Below are 18388 nucleotides of genomic sequence, written 5' to 3'. Positions count from 1 at the left end.
TGTGCCTGTCGGCGTTGGCGTTGGCGCTGGCCGGTTGCGCCGGCCGCGCGCCCAGCGGCCGCCACACGCCGACCAATCCGGCCTCGCAGCGGCCCACGCCGCCACCGCCCCCGAATGGCAAGGGCGCGACGCCGGTGCCCGCGTTGCGGCCCGGCGCGCGGGTGGCGATTGTGGCGCCGGCCTCGGCCGCCACCAATGCCAGTGACGATGCGGCCGAATGGCTGGAAGCCCGGGGTTTTGTCGCCCAGGTCATGCCCGCCAGCCGCACCCGCCTGGACCCTCCCTACGAATATCTGGCCGGCAGCGATGCCGACCGCCTGGCCGATCTGCACGCGGCCTTTGCCGACCCCGGCGTGGGCGCCGTTTGGTGCCTGCAAGGCGGCTTTGGCTCGTGGCGCCTGCTGAATCATCTGGATTACGGGCTGCTGCGTCGGCATGCCAAGCCCTTCATTGGCTATAGCGACATCACCGCGCTGCACCTGGCCATCCAGCGCCATGCCGGCTTTGTGACGTTTCACGGGCCGATGCTGGCGCAGGACCTTTTGGCCGGCAAACGCGAGCCCACGGAATCCAATTTGTGGGCGATGGTCAGCGGGCAGATGGGACCAGGCTCGTGGATCGCGCCCCCGCAAGACGCGCTGCCTACCGAGCTGGTGCCGGGCGTGGCAAGCGGCAGGCTGGTGGGCGGCAACCTGGCGCTGATCGCCGCGCTTACCGGCACCCGCAACGACATCGACACGCGCGACGCCATCCTGTTCATCGAAGACGTCAACGAAGCCATTCCGCGCGTGGACCGCCTGCTGGCGCAATTGGCGGCAGCGGGCAAGTTTGATGGCGTGAAGGGCTTGCTGGTCGGCAATTTCACGCGGCTCGGCGTGCGCATGGACGACGATCAAGCGCAAGGCCTGCTGTACCCGCTGATCCTTGAGCAGTTTCGGGCGCGCAACATACCGATCCTTGGCGCATGGCCCAGCGGCCATGGCGACCCCAATCTGACGCTGCCCCTCGGTGCACAGGTGACGTTGGACACCGCGCGGGGGGCATTGCGGCTGGACCAGGCGGTGGTGGTGTAAGGGCTGAGTTTCGTCCTTATGCATTGCATCGTTAATAGCGCAGAAGTCTACTTTTTGCGCTATTAATGATTCATAACCGCCGATTCAATGCCTCATTAATCGTGCATTTTCCCCCGCACGGTTCTATTATTGCCTCATGAAAAAGAAGCTAGCCCCCAGTTTCGACGCCGCCGAGGCGCTGGCACGCCTGGGCGCCAACATCCGAACCGCCCGCCTGCGCCGAGCGGAATCCGAAAGCGCGTTGGCCGATCGGCTTGGCGTGTCGCGCGCCACCGTCGCGCGGCTGGAACGCGGCGATGGCGGCGTGTCGCTGGCCCTGGCCATTGAAGCGCTGCTGCAATACGGCTACAGCGAGCAGGTATTCGCCTTGGGCGACCCCGAGCAGGATGGCGTGGGCAAGCGCCTGGACGCGCTGCGGCGGCCAAGCCGGGGCAGCGGCGGCGCGCTGCACGCGCATCGCGCCGATCCCTCCAAGCTCTAGGACGCACCCGGGATGGCACGCGCCCGCAAACTCAAATCGGTAGAAAGCGAGCTCTTCGTCTACGTCGACATACGCGGCGAAGCGGTGCTGGCCGGCGTACTGACGCTGGACGACTCATCGGAATCGCTTTTCTTTGCCGAATTCACCTATGTGCAGTCCTATGTGAACGACCCCCGCGCCTTCGCGCTGGACCCCTTGAACCTGCCGCTGATCGACGCCAAGACCACGTTTCGCACCGAAAGCCGCTATGAAACGCTGGGCGCCATTTTCGACGCCGCGCCCGACGCCTGGGGCCGCAATGTGATGCGGGTGGACAAGGCCGGCGCCCGGGTCACGGAAGACGAAGTGCTGCTGCGCGGCCGGGGCATGGGCGTCGGGGCGTTGTTCTTCAGCGCGCGCCTGTTGACGCCCAACATGCGCAAAACCTACCGCCTGCCCGAAGTCAGCCAATTGGAATCCCTGGCCGATCTGCTGACCGACATCGACCAGGGCGTCAAGCCCAAGGGCCTGTACCGCGACATCCTGGGCAGTTCGTGGGATATCGGCGGGGCACGGCCCAAGACCATCGTGCGCGACGAAGCCGGCGAAATGTGGATCGCGAAGTTTCCGCGCCGGGGCGATTCCTATGACCGCCAGCGTATCGAATTCGCCAACCTTCAAATGGCTCGCGCCATCGGCCTGACCGTGCCGGACATCCGGCTGACCGAAACGCATCTGGGCGCCGTGCTGCTGACGCACCGCTTTGACCGCGAGCTGCTGCCGCCGGCGCCTGGCGCCGCGCCGGTCGTAGCCCGCCGCCATTTTCTTAGCGGCGCATCCTTGATCAGTCCGCCCGTGCGCATCGGCAAACGCGATCTGGATGGCCCGGAGGGCAGGGCAACGTATTCCTATGCGCGGCTGGCGGACGTGACGCGCCGCATTTCGTCCAACCCCGTGCAGGACCTGAAAGAGCTATACGCGCGCATGGTGCTGAACGTGGCCGTGCACAACACCGACGACCACTTGAAAAACGTGGGTTTCCTGAAGGACAAGAACGCGCACACCTATCGGCTATCGCCGCTTTTTGACGTGGTGACGCAGGAAGGCTCGGCGCGCCACTACCTGCATATCGGCGAGCACGGGCGCGACAGCACCTTTGACAACTGCCTGACGCAGTACCGCCGCTTTGGCCTGCGGTCCGAGGCCGCCGCGCAGTCCATCGTGGACGCGGTGCGCGGCGTGGTGGCCGAGCGCCACCGCTATTACGAGGCTGCCGGCATGGCGCCGACAGAGATCGCGCTGGTCGAATCCACCTTGGCGGCGTGGCGCGCCGGGCGGTAAGTGTCAGCCCGCCGTTGGCCCATGCCAATCTACCTGGCGCCCATCCTTAAGCATGCCCTCGTGAAAATCCCGGCTTAGCGCCGCCAGCGTGACGCCGCCAAAACGCGCCATCAGCAAGGCTTCGGCTTCTTCAAATGCGCCGTCCAGTGCCTTGTTCACGGCGGCTTCCACCAGGCAGCCCGGCGATTCGCTGCGGTTGCCCATGGCGAAAATCTCCGGCGCGCCCAACGCTTCATAGATGTCGCGCAGGGTCACGGCGTTGAAGTCGCATGACAGCGTCCAGCCGCCGCCGTGGCCTTTTTCAGAGCTGACCAACCGCTGGTCGCGCAGCCCCGCCATGATGCGGCGGATGACGACCGGGTTGGTCTGCATCACCCGGCCCAGGTCTTCGGACGTCATCGGGCCGGGCGCCTCGGCCATATGAAGCAGGACGTGAAGCACGCCGGAAAGTTTGCTGTCTCTTCTCATGCAACGGATGCTATTGCATGAGAAGGCGCGGGGTCAAACCCGCGCAGCCATCATGCCCGCCTGGCCGTCCATGCGCCCTTGCCGTCAGCGGTCCCACTCATCGTTTTGCCGTTGACCTGGCCGCTGTAGCGCACCCCGTTGACGGTGAACGAGATGGCGTTGCCATCCATCCGCGCATCCGAAATGTCGTTTGAACCCAGCTTGCCGGACAGCATCTGGTAGCGCTGGGTCAGGCGCAGCGTCTGCCCGTCGACCTCCCATTTACCCTCCACCTTGGCCGGCACGATCCACAGCAGCGCCGTGCAGTAGGTCGAGCATTCTTTGGTGACAGTCTCGGACGCGTCCGGCTCCCAGTCGCCCATGCGGAACGTGTTGGACACCACCCGCGTGCCCGGCTTTAGCTGCAACAGCGTCGGGCGCAGCTTTTCATTGATGGTGGACAGCAGGAACATGGTGATGACATCGGCTTTGGATAGGTCCGTCTGGAACAGGTCGGCCGCGACAAACGTGGCCCGGTCGGCCACGCCGGCGCGTTGCGCATTGCGGCGCGACAGTTCCACCAGGTCGGGGTTGTACTCAATGCCTTGCGCGGTCAGCCCGCGCTGCGCGGCCGTGATGACGGTGCGGCCATCGCCCGAACCCAGGTCCATCAAGCGGTCCTGCGGCGTCACCTTGGCCATGTCCAGCATCTTGTCCACCAGCGACTGCGGCGTGGGCACCCAGATGACGTCCTTGCCGTCCTGGCCCACGTTGGGCACGTAGTCATCCTTGGACGCGCCTTGCGGCGCGTTCTGGCCTGCGGGCTTGGCGGCGGTCTGCGCCAGTGCCGACGCCGCGAAGGCAATGGATAGCGCCATGGCGGTGGCGGTGGCAATCAGGCGCAATCGTGACCGGGCCTGGGCGTCGGCGGCGGGCGAGCGGCGAACGGAAACGGCTGGGCGGGGCGAGGCTTGCATGATGGCTCCTTGTGGATCGGATAGCGAAAGGTCAGCGGTCAGAGGGCGTAACTCATCAATCAACCCGGCAAGCGGGCCGGCTTGAGCAGATGCAGCAACGGCACACCTGCCGCCAGCACCGCCAGGCCGATCAGCGCGCCTGCGCCGGCGTACACGGCGCTGGACACCACCAGGCCGGCGCAGGTCAGGCCCAGCAGCAAAGGGGGAAGGGGGTATAGCGGCACGCGAAACGGCCGGGCGCGCTGCGGGTCGCGCTGGCGCAACCGCCACACGGACGCCGCCACCAGCAGCATGAACAGCCAGAACACGGGCGCCGTATAAGCCACCAGCGTCTGCACGCCGTTCTGGCTGAACGCGCCCAAGCCCACCAGCGCCAGCGTGATCGCGCCCTGTACCAGCAGCGCGGCCACCGGCGTTTCATTGCGCGCGCTCCAGCCGGATAGCGCGTGCAGCTTGGGCACGTCGCGGCCCAGCGCGTAATACACCCGTGCCCCGGTAATGATGGTGCCGTTGATGGTGCTCAAGGCCGTGGCGCAGATCGTCAGGCTGAGCAGCGCGGCGGCGTAGGGGCCGGCGGCCAGTTGCATGACGTCGGCGGCCAGCGCGGGGGTATCGCGCAAGCCCTGCAAGCCGAAGATCTCCAGCAATGCCAAGTTTGTCAGCACGTAGGCGCCCGTCACCACGGCGGTGCCGATCAGCAGTACCCGGCTCATGTTGCGTCCCGGATCGCGCAGTTCGCCGCTGAGATAAGCGGCTTCGTTCCAGCCGCCGTAAGTCAGCAACACAAACACCATGCCCATGCCCATCAGCCCGGCCGGGTTGCCCACCAACGCCGTTGGGGCGGCCAAGGGCGCCGTGTCGCCGCCCGATGCCGACAAACTGGCCACCAGCACCGCGCTTAGCGCCAGCAGCGTCAACACCGTAAATACCCATTGCAGCCGTTTGGAATAGCGGGTGCCCACCACGTTCAGCGCGGTCAGCGCCACCACGGACATTGCCGCGTGCAAGGCGGGCCCGTGCGCGCCTAGCGGCATCAAGCGTTGGGCGTAGTCGCCATAGATGTAGGCCACGACCGCGATGGCGCCGGTCTGGATCACCGTGCACCGCGCCCAGGCGAACATCAGCCCCACGCGCGCGCCCCAGGCCCGGGTCAGGTACAGGTATTCGCCGCCCGCGCCGGGGTAGGCGGACCCCAGTTCCGCATAGCACAGCGCGCCCACCAGCATCACCAGCCCGCCCGCGCACCACAGCGCGATATACATCGCTTCAGAGGTGGCGTGCTGGGCCACCAGGGGCGGAAAGCCGAAGATGCCGATGCCCACGACCACGCCAATCAGCACGACGGTGGCGTCCATGACGGACAAGCCGGCGGGCGTCACGCCGCCGATGGTCTTGGCGGCGCCGGTCATTGCCTGACCTCCCACGCGTCGCTGGATGTGGGCGGACGCGGCGTCACAACACGCGGGCAGGGCAGGGTCATGGAAACCTCTAGGAAAAGGGGCGAAAGCGGGCTCGTTGAACCCGCCTGACAATTGCCTGAACAAGAACAAATTGCGACTGGACGGTGGCAGAAAAAGTTTCTGCGGGTTTTCCCTTGGGGAGGGGGCTGGGGCGGCGACAGTTGCATTCCGGTGCGTAGAAATCACCTGATAATCAAGGCATAACCCATTGATTCAACGTTAATAAATGATGTTGTTGAAGTGAAATAGTTAAAGTAATTTCTAGGGCTGTACATGGCTTGTACCTGGCCTGTACATGGCTGCTTGGCCCGACAATCGTTCTGCTTTTCCTTTTGTTTACGCGCGGGCGCAGGCACGCCACTTGCTGAGAGGGGCGTAAAAAAGAGGAGCTGATCATGGCAACTAGAACCATCTGGAAAGGGGCAATTTCGTTTGGCCTCGTCCATATCCCGGTTGGCCTGCACACGGCGACCACGGACTCCGGCGTGGATTTCGATTGGCTGGACAAGCGCTCGATGGACCCGGTGGGCTACAAGCGCATCAATAAGCGGACCGGCAAGGAAATCGACAAGGACAACATCGTCAAGGGCGTGGAATACGAAGACGGCCAGTACGTCATCCTGTCGCCTGACGAAATCAACGACGCCTATCCGCGCACCACGCAAACCATCGAGATCCAGCAATTTGTGGATGCCGGCGACGTGCCGTTCGTCTACCTGGAGCGCCCCTATTACATCGCCCCCATCAACAAAGGGCAGAAGGTGTACGCCTTGCTGCGCGACACGCTGACCAAGACCGGCAAGATCGGCATCGCCAAGGTGGTGATCCAGACCAAGCAGCATCTGGCCGCGCTGATCCCGTCTGGCGACGCGCTGGTGCTGAACCTCATGCGGTGGGGCGACGAAGTCAAATCCATGGACGACCTGGACCTGCCCAAGGCGGGCTCCAAGGCCATGTCGCCGAGCGCCAGCGAATTGAAAATGGCGCAGATGCTGGTCGAGGATATGGCGGGCAAATGGGACCCGGAGCAATACAAGGACGAGTTCAAGGCCGCCGTCATGGAGCTGGTGGACAAGAAGGTGAAGGCCGGCAAGACCGAAACGGTGATCGAGCCGCAAGAGGAGGCGCCCGCGTACGCGGATAACGTCATCGACCTGACGGAGTTGCTGCAACGCAGCCTGAAGGGTGGGGCAAAGAAGTCCGGCGATACGACCGGGGACGGCAGCAAGGAAAAGCCCGCCGCGAAGAAATCGGCGTCGGGCAAGACGCCATCCAAGACCTCTGCGAAGACCGCCACCAAAGCCTCCGCCAAGACCGCCACTAACTCGGCCACCAAGTCGACCTCAAAGAAGACCACCAAGAGCGCGAAGACCTCGACCCGGTCGCGCAAGGCGGCGTGATATGGCCGACAGCCTGAAAACCTATCGTCAAAAGCGCAATTTCCAGGTGACCTCCGAGCCAATGGAGGGCGGGCAGGCCAATGAGGAGGCGCGCGCGTTTGTGATCCAGAAGCACTGGGCCAGCCGGCTGCATTACGACTTTCGGCTGGAGCTGGATGGCGCCATGAAAAGCTGGGCGGTGCCCAAGGGGCCGTGCTTTGATCCGTCGGTCAAGCGCATGGCGGTGCAGGTCGAAGACCACCCGATTGCCTACAACCAGTTTGAAGGCCAGATACCTGAAGGGCAGTACGGCGCCGGCAAAGTCATCATCTGGGACGAGGGCGTGTGGGCCCCCGTGGGCGACGCCCGCAAGGGGTATCGCGAGGGCCACCTGAAGTTCGACCTGCAAGGCAAAAAGATGCAGGGGCGCTGGGCGCTGGTGCGCATGAAGGGCAAGGAAAGCGACAAACAGCCGCCCTGGCTGCTGATCAAAGACCGCGACGCCTATGCCCGCCCCGAACGCGAATTCAGCGTGGTCGACGAAATGCCGGACAGCGTGGTGCCGCTGCGCGACAACGCCGCCACCACCCAGCCCGCCGCTCGCCGGGCCACTCCCGACGCGCAGAAGCCCGGCTCCGGCACGGATTCCGCCGCCGACGCCCGGCTGCCCGGCCGCCCGTCCGACCTGCCAGACACGTTCAAGCCCCAATTGGCCACGCTGGTCGAGGGGATGCCGCCCAGCCCCGAAGAATGGCTGTACGAATTGAAGTTCGACGGCTACCGGCTGCTGGTGCGCATCGAGGGCGATTCGGTCAGGCTATACACCCGCAACGGCCACGACTGGAGCGCCAAGCTGCCGCACATCGTCCAGGCCTTTGCCAAGCTTCCCGCCAAATGGGCATGGGTGGATGGCGAAGTGGTGGTGCTGAATGAGCAGGGCGTGCCCAGCTTCCAGGCGCTGCAAAACGCGTTCGACAACGACCGCACTGGCGACATCGTCTTTTACGCCTTCGACTTGCCCTATATCGGCTTGCGAGACCTGCGCGACGAACCGCTGACCGTGCGTCGCGACCTGCTCGCGCAGTTGATGGAAACCGCTGACGACGACCACCTGCGCTTTAGCGCGGCCTTCAAGGAAGCGCCGTCGAACCTGGTGGCCTCGGCCTGCAAGATGGGGCTGGAAGGCATCATGGCCAAGCGGCCGTCGGCGCCCTATGTGTCGCGGCGCACGGACAGCTGGCTGAAGATCAAGTGCGCGCAGCGGCAGGAGTTCGTCATCGTTGGGTACACCGCGCCGCAGGGCTCCCGGGAAGGGCTGGGTGCGCTGTTGCTGGCGGTGCATGAAGACGATGGCTCGCTGCGCTATGCGGGCAAGGTCGGCACCGGTTTTGATACCCAGGGCCTGCTTGCCTTGCACAAGCAGCTTGCCGCCATCCAGACCGACAAAAAAACGGTCAGTGGCGCGCAGGCCAGCGGCGTGCAGTGGGTCAAGCCTGAGCTGGTGGCCGAGGTCTCGTTCAGCGAATGGACCAGTGGCGGGCATATCCGCCATTCCGTCTTCCGAGGGCTGCGGCAGGATAAACCCGCCCGCCAGATTACCCGCGAGCGGCCGTCGCCCCCGCCCAAGGAGGAGCCGGCGTCCGCGTCGGGCAAAAAGACCGCGCGCCAGGCAAAGACAGAGACAGAGGCGAAGGCAAAAGCAAAAGCAAAAACACAGACAAACACAAAGACAGCTGCCGGTCCCGCGCCGGCCCGGTCAACGGCGGCGGCGCCCACGCGCGCCAAGCCCGCGCGGCTGACCAACCCGGACCGCGTGATCGACCCGTCCACCAAACTTACCAAGCTGGACCTGGCGCGCTATTACGGGCTGGTTGCCCCGCTGATGCTGGAACATCTGAAGGGCCGCCCCGTGTCTTTCCTGCGCGCGCCCGCCGGCATCGACGGGCAGCTGTTCTTTCAGAAGCACCTGGAAGCCGCGATGCCGGGCGTCAAGCCCTTGCCCAAGCGGCTGGACCCGGATCATCCGCCGTTGCTGGAGGTGCCCACGCCTGAAGCCATCATGTCGGCCGTGCAAATGAACGTGGTGGAATTCCATACCTGGAATGCCGTGAAAACGGCCATCGACAAGCCCGACCGTGTCCTGTTCGACCTGGACCCGGGCGAAGGGGTGAAGTGGGCGACGATGCAGCAGGCCGCCCGGCTGGTGCACACCATGCTGGACGAACTGGGCCTGCAAAGCTGGCTGAAAACCAGCGGCGGCAAGGGCCTGCACGTCGTCGTGCCGCTGCGCCGCCAATACGACTGGGACACCATCAAGTCATTCGCGCAAGCCATCGTGGTGCATCTTGCCCGTACGTTGCCGCAGTTATTCGTGTCCAAGAGCGGGCCGAAGAATCGCGTGGGCAAGATCTTTGTCGACTACCTGCGCAACGGCTTTGGCGCCACTACCGTGTCGGCCTGGTCGGCGCGCGCCCGGCCCGGCCTGGGCGTGTCGGTGCCTGTGGCATGGGACGAACTGGACAAGCTTTCCAGCGGCGCGCACTGGACCATCAGCAACATTCACGAACGGCTGGATGCCGCCAATGCGCCGTGGGACGACTATGCGCCGCAATCTGTGGGGCAGGCCATGGACGCGCTGGGTTTCAAGCGCGGGGCCTCATGACGAGCGCCGCAAGATTGCCGTCGCATATCACCCGACTGCTTGGCGAACTGACCGCTCCGGTCGACCCCGGGCGGGCATTGCGCCTGCTGGTACAGGCGGGATATGACCAGCTGCCGCTGCCGGGTGGCGGCGCAACGCTGGCCCGCTGGCAGGCCTTGGCCGCGGTGGCCGCCGTCGACCTGAGCCTGGTCAAACTGGTTGAAGGTCACACTGACGCGTTGGCGATTCTGGCCGAATTGAACGCAGCGGACCTCGCCGCGCCGGGCAGTATCTGGGGCGTGTGGTGCGCCGAACCGCCGGACTTCCGTGTCAGCCTGCATGTTGGGGCTGAGGGCGGGAACCCACACACCCCCGACCCCTACACCACCGCGTGCCTGCGCGGCGTGAAAGCCTGGTGTTCCGGCGCGGCCACGGTCAGCCACGCCCTGGTCAGCGCGTGGGACGAGGCCGGCCGGCCCTGCCTGGCCGCCGTGTCGATGGACCAGCCTGGCGTTAGCGTCACCGAAGACGGCTGGCAAGCCGTGGGCATGCGCGCATCGGCCAGCGTGAATGTGGTGTTCAACAACGCCGTCTGTGTGCCGGTGGGCGCGCCCGGCGCGTACGTGGACAGACCCGGCTTCCAGCACGGTGGCGCGGGTGTGGCGGCGTGCTGGTATGGCGCGCTGACGCGGATCGCCGCCGCCGTCCAGGCGGCAACACCGGCGCAGTCCGCCGACCCGCACCGTCTGGCGCATCTGGGTGCGATCGACGTCGCGCTGGACCAGGCGCGTGCCGTCCTGCGCGAGACCGCCGCCGCCATCGATGCAAACCCCCATGACGCCTGCTCGCTGGCCTGTGGCCGCGCGCGACTGGCGGTGGAAGCCGCCGCCACCGAGGTCATCACCCGGGCAGGGCGGGCCTTGGGCGCCGGGCCGTTGTGCCGCGACGCCGGCTTTGCCCAGGTGATGGCGGACCTGCCGGTGTTCATCCGGCAAAGCCACGCCGAACGCGACCAGGCCGCGCTGGGCCAAATCGTGCGCACGGAGCAGACACCATGGCAACTGTAGGCGTGGACCATTTCGAGGCCCTGTACCGGCAGCATCCCGACCCTTGGCGTATCGCCAGCGCCTGGTACGAACGGCGCAAGCGCGCATTGCTGCTGGCCTCGCTGAGCCGCGAGCAATACGCGCATGCCTTCGAGCCGGGCTGTGGCAACGGTGACCTGACCCTGCCGCTGGCTGGCCGGTGCGGGCAGGTTTGCGCCGTGGATTTTGCCGGCATCGCCATTGAACGATGCCGTGCACGCACCCAGGAGCAGGGCATGGCCCACGTCGAGGCGCTGGCGCTGGATCTGCCCCGCCAATGGCCGCCCGTGCCTGAAGGCGGCTTCGACCTCATCATCGTGTCCGAACTGGGGTACTACCTTGACGACTCCGCCCTGGCGGCGTTTTTGCAAGGCATCGACGGTTGCCTCGCCCCCGGCGGGGAACTGGTCGCCTGCCATTTGCGGCTTGACTTCGACGACCGCCAGCAGGGCACCGACGCCTTGCACCAGGCGCTGGGCTCGCTGCCCGGCATGAGCCCGCTGTTCGAACACCGGGAAGACGTTTTCCTGTTGAACGGCTGGCAACGACAGCACAAGGATGACGCATGATCGGTATCTGTATTCCGGCGCATAACGAAGAGCAGCACATCGACGCCTGTGTGCAGGCCGTGCTGCGCGCGGCGCGGCACCCTGAACTGCGTGCCGAGACGGTGCGCATCGTTGTGGTGCTGGACCACTGCGTAGACGGCACGGCCGAACGGCTGCGCCACCATCCCGTGCGTTGCCTGGCAATTGACGCGCGTAACGTTGGCGTGGCGCGTGCCCGGGGCGCCCGCCACCTGCTGCGCGCGGGCGCGCGGTGGCTGGCGTTTACCGACGCCGATACCCGCGTGTCGCCACGCTGGCTGGTGGATCAGTTGTCATTGAATGCAGAGGTGGTTTGCGGCACGGTCGGCGTGTCCGGCTGGAGCGAACACGGCGTGCATGCCCAGCACGCGCGACAAGCGTTTGAAAGGGCTTATCAGGATAAGGATGGCCACCGCCACGTGCACGGCGCCAACCTGGGCGTGGCCGCGCGGGCGTACCGACGCATTGGGGGCTTTGATGCGCTGCCGTGCAGCGAAGACCAGGCCTTGGTAGACCGATTGCAGCAGGGTGGGGCGCGCATCGCCTGGTCGAACCTGCCTCGCGTCGTGACCAGTGCACGCCCGCATTCGCGTGTGGAAGGCGGCTTTGCCAGCGCGCTGCGCGGCGGCTGGAGCGCGGGCGACAGCACCAGCTAGCGCCCCGCACCCGCATCGCCGCTCACGTCACCATGGCGCCATCGACATCGCCACGGACAGAACGACAACCAGTACCAGGAACAGCAGGATGTGCTTCGTGCGCATAAGACCTCTTGAAGTATCGTGACAAAGACAGACAACCCCGTTATCAGCACAACTCATGCCCGGAGGCGTTCGATGCAAGACGTCGTGCAACTACGGCCTGAAGGCCTGTACTGTCCGGCTGGCCGGTTTTATATCGACCCCTGGCGGCCGGTGGACGCCGCCGTGTTGACGCACGGCCACGGCGACCACGCCCGCGCGGGCATGGGCTGCTATCACACCAGCGCGCAGGGTTTGCCGATTCTGCAATGGCGCCTGGGGCAGCAGGATTACCGCGTGCATGAATACGGCGAAACCTTCACGCTGGGCAACGCCCGCGTGTCCTTGCATTCGGCGGGGCACGTGCTGGGCTCGGCCCAGGTGCGCATCGAAGTCGACGGCCAGGTGTGGGTGGTGTCGGGCGATTACAAGCGCCAGCCCGACCCCACGTGTGCGCCGTTCGAAGTCGTGCCCTGCGACACGTTCATCACCGAAGCCACCTTCGGCCTGCCCATCTACCGGTGGCCCGATACGTCCGACGTGGCGCGCGACATCGTTCAATGGCGCGACCATTGCGCGGCCCGTGGCGAGGCCGCCATCCTGTATTGCTACGCGCTGGGCAAGGCGCAGCGGGTGTTGGCGGAACTGGCCCCATGGATCGACCGGCCCGTCTACCTGCACGGCGCCATCGCGGCCGGGGTGGACGTGTACCGCCAAGCCGGCATCGCCATGGCAGACACGCGCCTGGTGATTGACGCGAGCGGTACGCGCGCCGCACCCGCGCAGGCGGGGGTCGCGGCAGCCGACGCTGCGGCAGCCGATGCTGCGGCAGCCGTCGCTGACGCAATCACCGACGCGGCCGACGTCGCCAAATCCGGCTTTGCCGGTGAACTGATCCTGGCGCCGCCGTCCGCCGCTGGCAGCAGCTGGCTGCGGCGCTTTCGCAAGGCGCAGCATGGGTTTGCGTCCGGCTGGATGCGGCTGCGCGGCAACCGTCGGCGGCGCAACATGGACCGGGGCTTTGTCGTGTCGGACCACGCCGACTGGCCGGCCTTGCTGCGCACCATCCGCGAGACCGGCGCGCGCCGCGTCATTGCCACGCATGGCGACACGGACGCACTGGTCCGCATCCTGAACGAGACCGGTACGGCGGCCGAAACCCTGGCGACCCAGTACGGCGAAGATGACTAACACGGCGAAGCCCACCCCCAGGAGGCCAACCCCGGCATGAAGCGATTTGCAGCGCTGTATCAGGAACTGGACCGTAGTACCGCCACCTTGGACAAGCGGGCGGCGCTGGTCACGTATTTTCGCGACGCACCGCCGCGCGACGCCGTGTGGGCGCTGTACCTGCTGGCGGGCGGCAAGATCACCAGCGCGCGGCGCAAGATCGCGGGGTCGGCCGAATTGCGCGCGTGGATCTCGGCCGCCTCGGATACCCCGGCGTGGCTGGTGGACGCCAGCTATGACCAGGTCGGTGACCTGGCCGAAACGCTGGCCTTGTTGATGCCCGACCCGGACCCCGCCCATGCCGACCCCGAGCGCGGCCTGGCCGACTGGATCGAAGAAGTGCTGCTGCCCATCGCCAACCGCGACGAGTCCGAACGCCGCGACATCATCGTGACCGCCTGGCGCGGCATGGGGTTGTCGGAAAGGCTGGTGTTCAACAAGATGCTGACCGGCGCGCTGCGGGTCGGCGTGTCGCAACGCATGGTGCAGCAGGCGCTGGCCGAAATGTCGGGGGTGCCCATCGCCCGGATCGCGCAGCGCATGCTGGGCACATGGACGCCCAGCCCGGCGTTCCTGCGCGATCTGCTCAGCGCCGAAGCACTGCCCGGCGACCGCCAGCAGCCGTACCCGTTCTTCCTGGCCTCGCCATTGGAAGCGGACCCGGCCACGCTCGGCCCCATCGACGACTGGTTGATCGAATGGAAGTGGGACGGCATCCGCGCCCAGCTCATTCGCCGCCATGGCGAAGTGGCGCTGTGGTCGCGCGGAGAAGAGCGGCTGGACGGAAGGTTCCCCGAAGTGGAGGCCGCCGCACACGCCTTGCGGGTGGACTGCGTGCTGGACGGCGAACTGCTGGCCTGGCAGGAGGACGCCGCCGGCCCGATGCCGTTTTCCGCGTTGCAAACCCGCATCCAGCGGCTTAAGCCCGGCCCCAAGTGGCTGGCGGAAGCGCCCGTGCGCATGCTGGCTTATGACCTGCTGGAGCTAGACGGCGCCGACCTGCGCGACCGGCCCCAGTCCGAACGCCGCGCCATGCTGGAAACGCTGCTGCGGCAGCACCCCGACCCGCGCCTGTCCTTATCGCCGGCGGTGTCGCCCGCCAGTTGGGAGGCGGCCGCCGCCTTGCGCATGGAATCGCGCGAACGCGATGTCGAAGGCTTCATGCTGAAACGGGCGTCGGCCCCCTACCAAAGCGGGCGCCGGCGCGGCGACTGGTGGAAGTGGAAGATCGACCCGCTGACCATCGACGCTGTCCTGCTGTACGCCCAATCGGGCCATGGCCGCCGCAGCACGCTGTACACCGACTACACCTTCGGCCTGTGGCAGGGCGATGCGCTGGTGCCCATCGCCAAGGCCTACTCGGGCCTGGACGACAAGGAAATCCTGGAGCTGGACCGCTGGCTGCGCGCCCACACGCGCGAACGCTTTGGCCCCGTGCGCTCGGTGGACCCGGTACAGGTGTTTGAGCTTGGGTTTGAAGGCGTCAACCTGTCCAAGCGCCATAAATCGGGCGTGGCGGTGCGCTTTCCGCGCATCCTCCGATGGCGGCGCGACAAGCCCGCGGATCAGGCCGACCAGCTCGACACGCTGAAGGCGCTGGCGCGATGACGGCTCCCCCGCGCGGCTGGGACGCGCCGCTGTCGGCCTGGTTCAAAGCGCGCGGCTGGCGCCCGGCGGCTTTTCAGAAAGAGACCTGGAAGCGTTACCTGGCAGGGGAATCCGGCCTGCTGCATACCCCCACCGGCAGCGGCAAGACGCTGGCGGCGTTTGGCGGGCCGATGCTGCAAGCGCTGGCCGATCGGGCCGGTGCCACACCCACGGCCGGCGCGGGGCCGCGCGTGCTGTGGGTGACGCCGCTGCGGGCGTTGGCCACCGACACGGCGCGCGCCCTGGCCGACACGGTGGCGGACCTGGACCTGGGCTGGACCGTGGCCCTGCGTACCGGCGACGCCAGCGCCCGCGACAAACGGCTGGCGCGCCAGGGCAAGGCCGATGTGCTGGTCATCACCCCCGAATCCCTGGCGCTGCTGTTGTCGTACGCGGACGCGTCGTCGCGCTTTCGGGCGCTGCGGTGCATCGTGGTGGATGAATGGCACGAGCTGCTGGGCAACAAGCGCGGCGTGTTGTTGCAGCTGTGTTTGGCGCGCCTGCGGCGCCTGTCGCCCGACGTGCGCATGTGGGGCCTGTCCGCCACGCTGGGCAATCTGGATGAAGCGCGCGACGTGTTGTTGCCGCATCAGCCGAACAGCGCGGTGGTGTCCGGCGCACGGCCGCGCAAGGTGACGCTGTCCACCTTGCTGCCCGAGCGCAGCGGCGCGTTGCCGTGGGCGGGGCATCTGGGCCTGTCGCAACTGGCGCGCGTGTACAAGCGCCTGTTCGACGTGCGCGCCAGCCTGCTGTTCACCAACACCCGCGCGCAGGCCGAGCTATGGCATCGTGCGCTGGAATCGATCTGGCCCGAAGACCCGGCCACGCTGGCGCTGCACCACGGCTCGCTGGACCCCAAGCTGCGCACCCGCGCGGAACAGGGCCTGCGCGACGGCAGCATCCGCTGCGTGGTGGCCACGTCCAGCCTGGACCTGGGCGTGGATTTTCCGGCGGTGGATCAGGTCTTGCAGGTGGGCAGCCCCAAAGGCGTGGCCCGGCTGCTGCAACGGGCCGGCCGCGCCAAACACCGGCCCGGCGAATCAGGCCATGTGGTGTGCGTGCCGGCGCAGGCATTGGAACTGGTCGAATACGCCGCCGCCCGCCAGGCCATCGCGCGCGGCGATATCGAGTCGCGGCCACCGCCGCGTGGCAGCCTTGACGTGCTGGCCCAGCACGCCGTCACGCTGGCATTGGGCGGCGGTTTCCAGGCGGATGCGCTGTACGAAGAGGTGCGCGGCACGCACGCCTATGCCGCCCTGGACGTGCCCACTTGGCAGGCCGTGCTGGACTTCATCGTGCAGGGCGGTCGCGCCTTGTCGAACTACCCGGAATTTCGCCGCGTGGAAAGGGGCGACGACGGCTGCTACCGCGTGCACGACCGCCGCATCGCGCTGCGCCATCGGCTGTCCATCGGCACCATCACGGCCGACGGCGCGGTGTCGGTGAAGTACCTGCGCGGCGGCAGCCTGGGGTCGGTGGAAGAGGGCTTTCTGGCCCGGCTGCGCCCCGGTGACCGCTTCCAGTTCGCCGGCCGCACGCTGGAGCTTGCGCGGCTGGAAGGCATGACGGCCTACGTGCGGCGTGCCAAGGGCGGCGACGGGCCGGTGGCCACGTGGCAGGGCGGCCGCATGCCGCTGTCCACCCAGTTGGCGCGCGAAGTGCAAAGCCTGTATGCCGATCCCGGCGATCACCCCGAGATGCGCGCCGTTGAGCCGCTGCTGCGCATCCAGCGCCAGGCCAGTGCGCTGCCGGCGCCGGGCCGCCTGCTGGCCGAACAGATTGCCACGCGGCGCGGCATGCATCTGTTCCTGTTCCCGTTCGCGGGCCGCGCCGTGCACGAAGGCATGGCTGCCATGATGGCGCTGCGCTGGGGCCGGCGCCATCCCAATACCTTTTCCTATACGGTCAATGACTACGGCCTGATGCTGACGTTGGCCGAGCCCGCGCTGCTGGACGACGCCTTGCTGCGCCAATTGCTCAGCCCCGAACACATGGCCGCTGATTTGCGCGACGGCGTGAACCTGGGCGAACTGGCGCGGCGGCAGTTTCGCGAGATTGCCCGCGTGGCCGGATTGCTGACGCCGTCGCTGCCGGGCAGGGCCGCCCGTTCGTTGCGCCAGGTGCAGGCGTCCAGCGGCCTGCTGTACGACGTGCTGCGCCGCTACGATCCCGACCATCTTTTGCTGGCGCAGGCCGAACGCGAGGTGTTCGACAACCAGCTGGAAGCGCCCCGGCTGATGGCGGCGTTGCAAGATTGCCAGACGCGTACGCTGGACCTCTGCACGCCGCGCGCGCTGACGCCACTGTCGTTTCCGCTGTGGACCGAAAGCCTGCGCGGGCAACTCAGTACCGAAACCTGGCAGGCCCGGGTCAAGCGCGCTGCCGCCCAACTAGAGAAACGCTATGCCCGAATTGCAGGATGACCCCTCGGCGCACGCCTTGCCCACGACGCTGGCCGGCGAGCCGGTGCTGCTGCTGGGCGAGCGCGCGTTGTATTGGCCGGCGCGCGCGCGGCTGGTCATCGCCGACCTGCATCTGGGCAAGGGCCACGTGTTTCGGCAGGCCGGTATCGCCGTGCCGCGCGGCGCCACGCAGGCCGACCTGGACCGGCTGACGCGCCTGGTCCACGACACGGGCGCGCGGCAGTTGTGGATTGTGGGGGATGTGCTGCATGGGCCGATGTCGCAAGCCGATTGGCGCGTTGACTGGGCGCAATGGCGGCGCGCCCACGCGGGGCTGGACGTGGCCGTGCTGATCGGCAATCACGACCGCGCCCTGGAGGGCGATGTGCTGGGCATGCGACAACTGGGCGACGAGCAGGCCGACGGCCCGTTTCTGTTCCGGCACCTGCCCAAGCCCGACGCGCAAGGCCGCCACGTGATCGCGGGCCACGTGCATCCCAAAACCCGATTGCCCGGCGTGCCCCGCCATTGGCCCGCGTTCTGGCTGCAAGCGGGTGTCACCGTGCTGCCGGCGTTCTCGGATTTCACAGGGGGCCACGCCGTGTCCGTGCAGGCGGGGCAGGCGGGGCGGACGGGGCAAGGCGGACAGCAGTTGGCCGCCTGCGTTCACGGCAGCGTGGTGCCGATAGGCTGGACGCCACCACGCGCGTAGTCCAGTCGTGTAGTCCAGTCGCGTAGCCCACTCGCGTAGCCCACTCGCGCAGCCCACTCGCGCAGCCCACTCGCGCAGCCCACTCGCGTAGTGCCGTCGCTCGTAGCCCCCCGGCCGACCCGGCACTTATTACCGCCGTTGTAAGAAGTGCAGGGCAGGGTAGCCCCGCCAAAAACCAACCGGCCCCGGCGGCCGGAAGGGACCCGGCGC

15 protein-coding genes are annotated in these 18388 nt (G+C 67.1%); 12 read left to right on the top strand and 3 right to left on the bottom strand.

Annotated features, from left to right (window positions below):
* Positions 1-134 precede the first annotated feature (134 nt).
* From AC6LJY_RS10390 to AC6LJY_RS10380, 3 genes are all read left to right on the top strand, one after another.
* Complete coding sequence (locus AC6LJY_RS10390; RefSeq protein WP_120157482.1) at positions 135-1073, top strand: S66 peptidase family protein; 939 nt, start codon at positions 135-137, stop codon at positions 1071-1073.
* Positions 1074-1209: 136 nt separating this feature from the next.
* A complete protein-coding gene (locus AC6LJY_RS10385) occupies positions 1210-1554 on the top strand; it encodes a helix-turn-helix transcriptional regulator (RefSeq protein WP_046805671.1) in 345 nt (114 codons plus the stop codon).
* Between the two features lie 12 nt (positions 1555-1566).
* Positions 1567-2874, top strand: coding sequence for a HipA domain-containing protein (locus AC6LJY_RS10380; protein WP_314362026.1), 1308 nt, complete (start codon positions 1567-1569; stop codon positions 2872-2874).
* A gap of 3 nt (positions 2875-2877) precedes the next feature.
* Here the strand turns inward: AC6LJY_RS10380 and AC6LJY_RS10375 are convergent, their stop codons facing one another.
* The 3 genes from AC6LJY_RS10375 to AC6LJY_RS10365 are packed head-to-tail and all read right to left on the bottom strand — an operon-like array spanning position 2878 to position 5707.
* Positions 2878-3342, bottom strand: a complete 465-nt coding sequence (locus tag AC6LJY_RS10375; protein ID WP_104145501.1) for an Rrf2 family transcriptional regulator — start codon at positions 3340-3342, stop codon at positions 2878-2880.
* A gap of 50 nt (positions 3343-3392) precedes the next feature.
* A complete protein-coding gene (locus AC6LJY_RS10370) occupies positions 3393-4298 on the bottom strand; it encodes an SAM-dependent methyltransferase (RefSeq protein ID WP_498135877.1) in 906 nt (301 codons plus the stop codon).
* A 59-nt stretch (positions 4299-4357) separates the two neighbouring features.
* On the bottom strand, positions 4358-5707 hold the full coding sequence (locus AC6LJY_RS10365) for an APC family permease (RefSeq protein ID WP_498135876.1): 1350 nt from the start codon (positions 5705-5707) through the stop codon (positions 4358-4360).
* Positions 5708-6153: 446 nt separating this feature from the next.
* Here AC6LJY_RS10365 and ku point away from each other — a divergent pair, with 446 nt between their 5' ends.
* From ku to pdeM, 9 genes are all read left to right on the top strand, one after another.
* Positions 6154-7158, top strand: coding sequence for a non-homologous end joining protein Ku (ku, locus tag AC6LJY_RS10360; protein WP_498135875.1), 1005 nt, complete (start codon positions 6154-6156; stop codon positions 7156-7158).
* Position 7159: 1 nt separating this feature from the next.
* Positions 7160-9799 carry a DNA ligase D gene (gene ligD, locus AC6LJY_RS10355; protein WP_498135874.1) on the top strand — a complete coding sequence of 880 codons (2640 nt, stop codon included), beginning with the start codon at positions 7160-7162 and terminating at the stop codon, positions 9797-9799.
* Positions 9796-10845, top strand: a complete 1050-nt coding sequence (locus tag AC6LJY_RS10350) for an acyl-CoA dehydrogenase family protein (RefSeq protein WP_498135873.1) — start codon at positions 9796-9798, stop codon at positions 10843-10845. Before ligD ends, AC6LJY_RS10350 begins: the two co-directional genes overlap by 4 nt.
* Complete coding sequence (locus AC6LJY_RS10345; protein WP_498135872.1) at positions 10833-11432, top strand: class I SAM-dependent methyltransferase; 600 nt, start codon at positions 10833-10835, stop codon at positions 11430-11432. Before AC6LJY_RS10350 ends, AC6LJY_RS10345 begins: the two co-directional genes overlap by 13 nt.
* The gene (locus AC6LJY_RS10340; protein ID WP_498135871.1) at positions 11429-12106 is read left to right on the top strand and encodes a glycosyltransferase family 2 protein; all 678 of its coding nucleotides are present in this window, start codon (positions 11429-11431) and stop codon (positions 12104-12106) included. The genes AC6LJY_RS10345 and AC6LJY_RS10340 overlap by 4 nt, the downstream gene beginning before the upstream one ends.
* Before the next feature lie 177 nt (positions 12107-12283).
* Positions 12284-13378 carry a ligase-associated DNA damage response exonuclease gene (locus tag AC6LJY_RS10335; protein WP_498135870.1) on the top strand — a complete coding sequence of 365 codons (1095 nt, stop codon included), beginning with the start codon at positions 12284-12286 and terminating at the stop codon, positions 13376-13378.
* A gap of 36 nt (positions 13379-13414) precedes the next feature.
* Complete coding sequence (locus tag AC6LJY_RS10330; RefSeq protein WP_498135869.1) at positions 13415-15025, top strand: ATP-dependent DNA ligase; 1611 nt, start codon at positions 13415-13417, stop codon at positions 15023-15025.
* Positions 15022-17487: a ligase-associated DNA damage response DEXH box helicase gene (locus AC6LJY_RS10325; RefSeq protein ID WP_498135868.1), complete on the top strand. Its 2466-nt coding sequence runs from the start codon at positions 15022-15024 to the stop codon at positions 17485-17487. Before AC6LJY_RS10330 ends, AC6LJY_RS10325 begins: the two co-directional genes overlap by 4 nt.
* Positions 17468-18178: a ligase-associated DNA damage response endonuclease PdeM gene (pdeM, locus tag AC6LJY_RS10320; protein WP_498135867.1), complete on the top strand. Its 711-nt coding sequence runs from the start codon at positions 17468-17470 to the stop codon at positions 18176-18178. The genes AC6LJY_RS10325 and pdeM overlap by 20 nt, the downstream gene beginning before the upstream one ends.
* Positions 18179-18388 lie beyond the last annotated feature (210 nt).

The organism is Achromobacter sp. RT286_PF (assembly GCF_059760425.1).
Note: the sequence above shows the minus strand (reverse complement) of the source record. Positions and strands in the feature narration are given on the sequence as shown.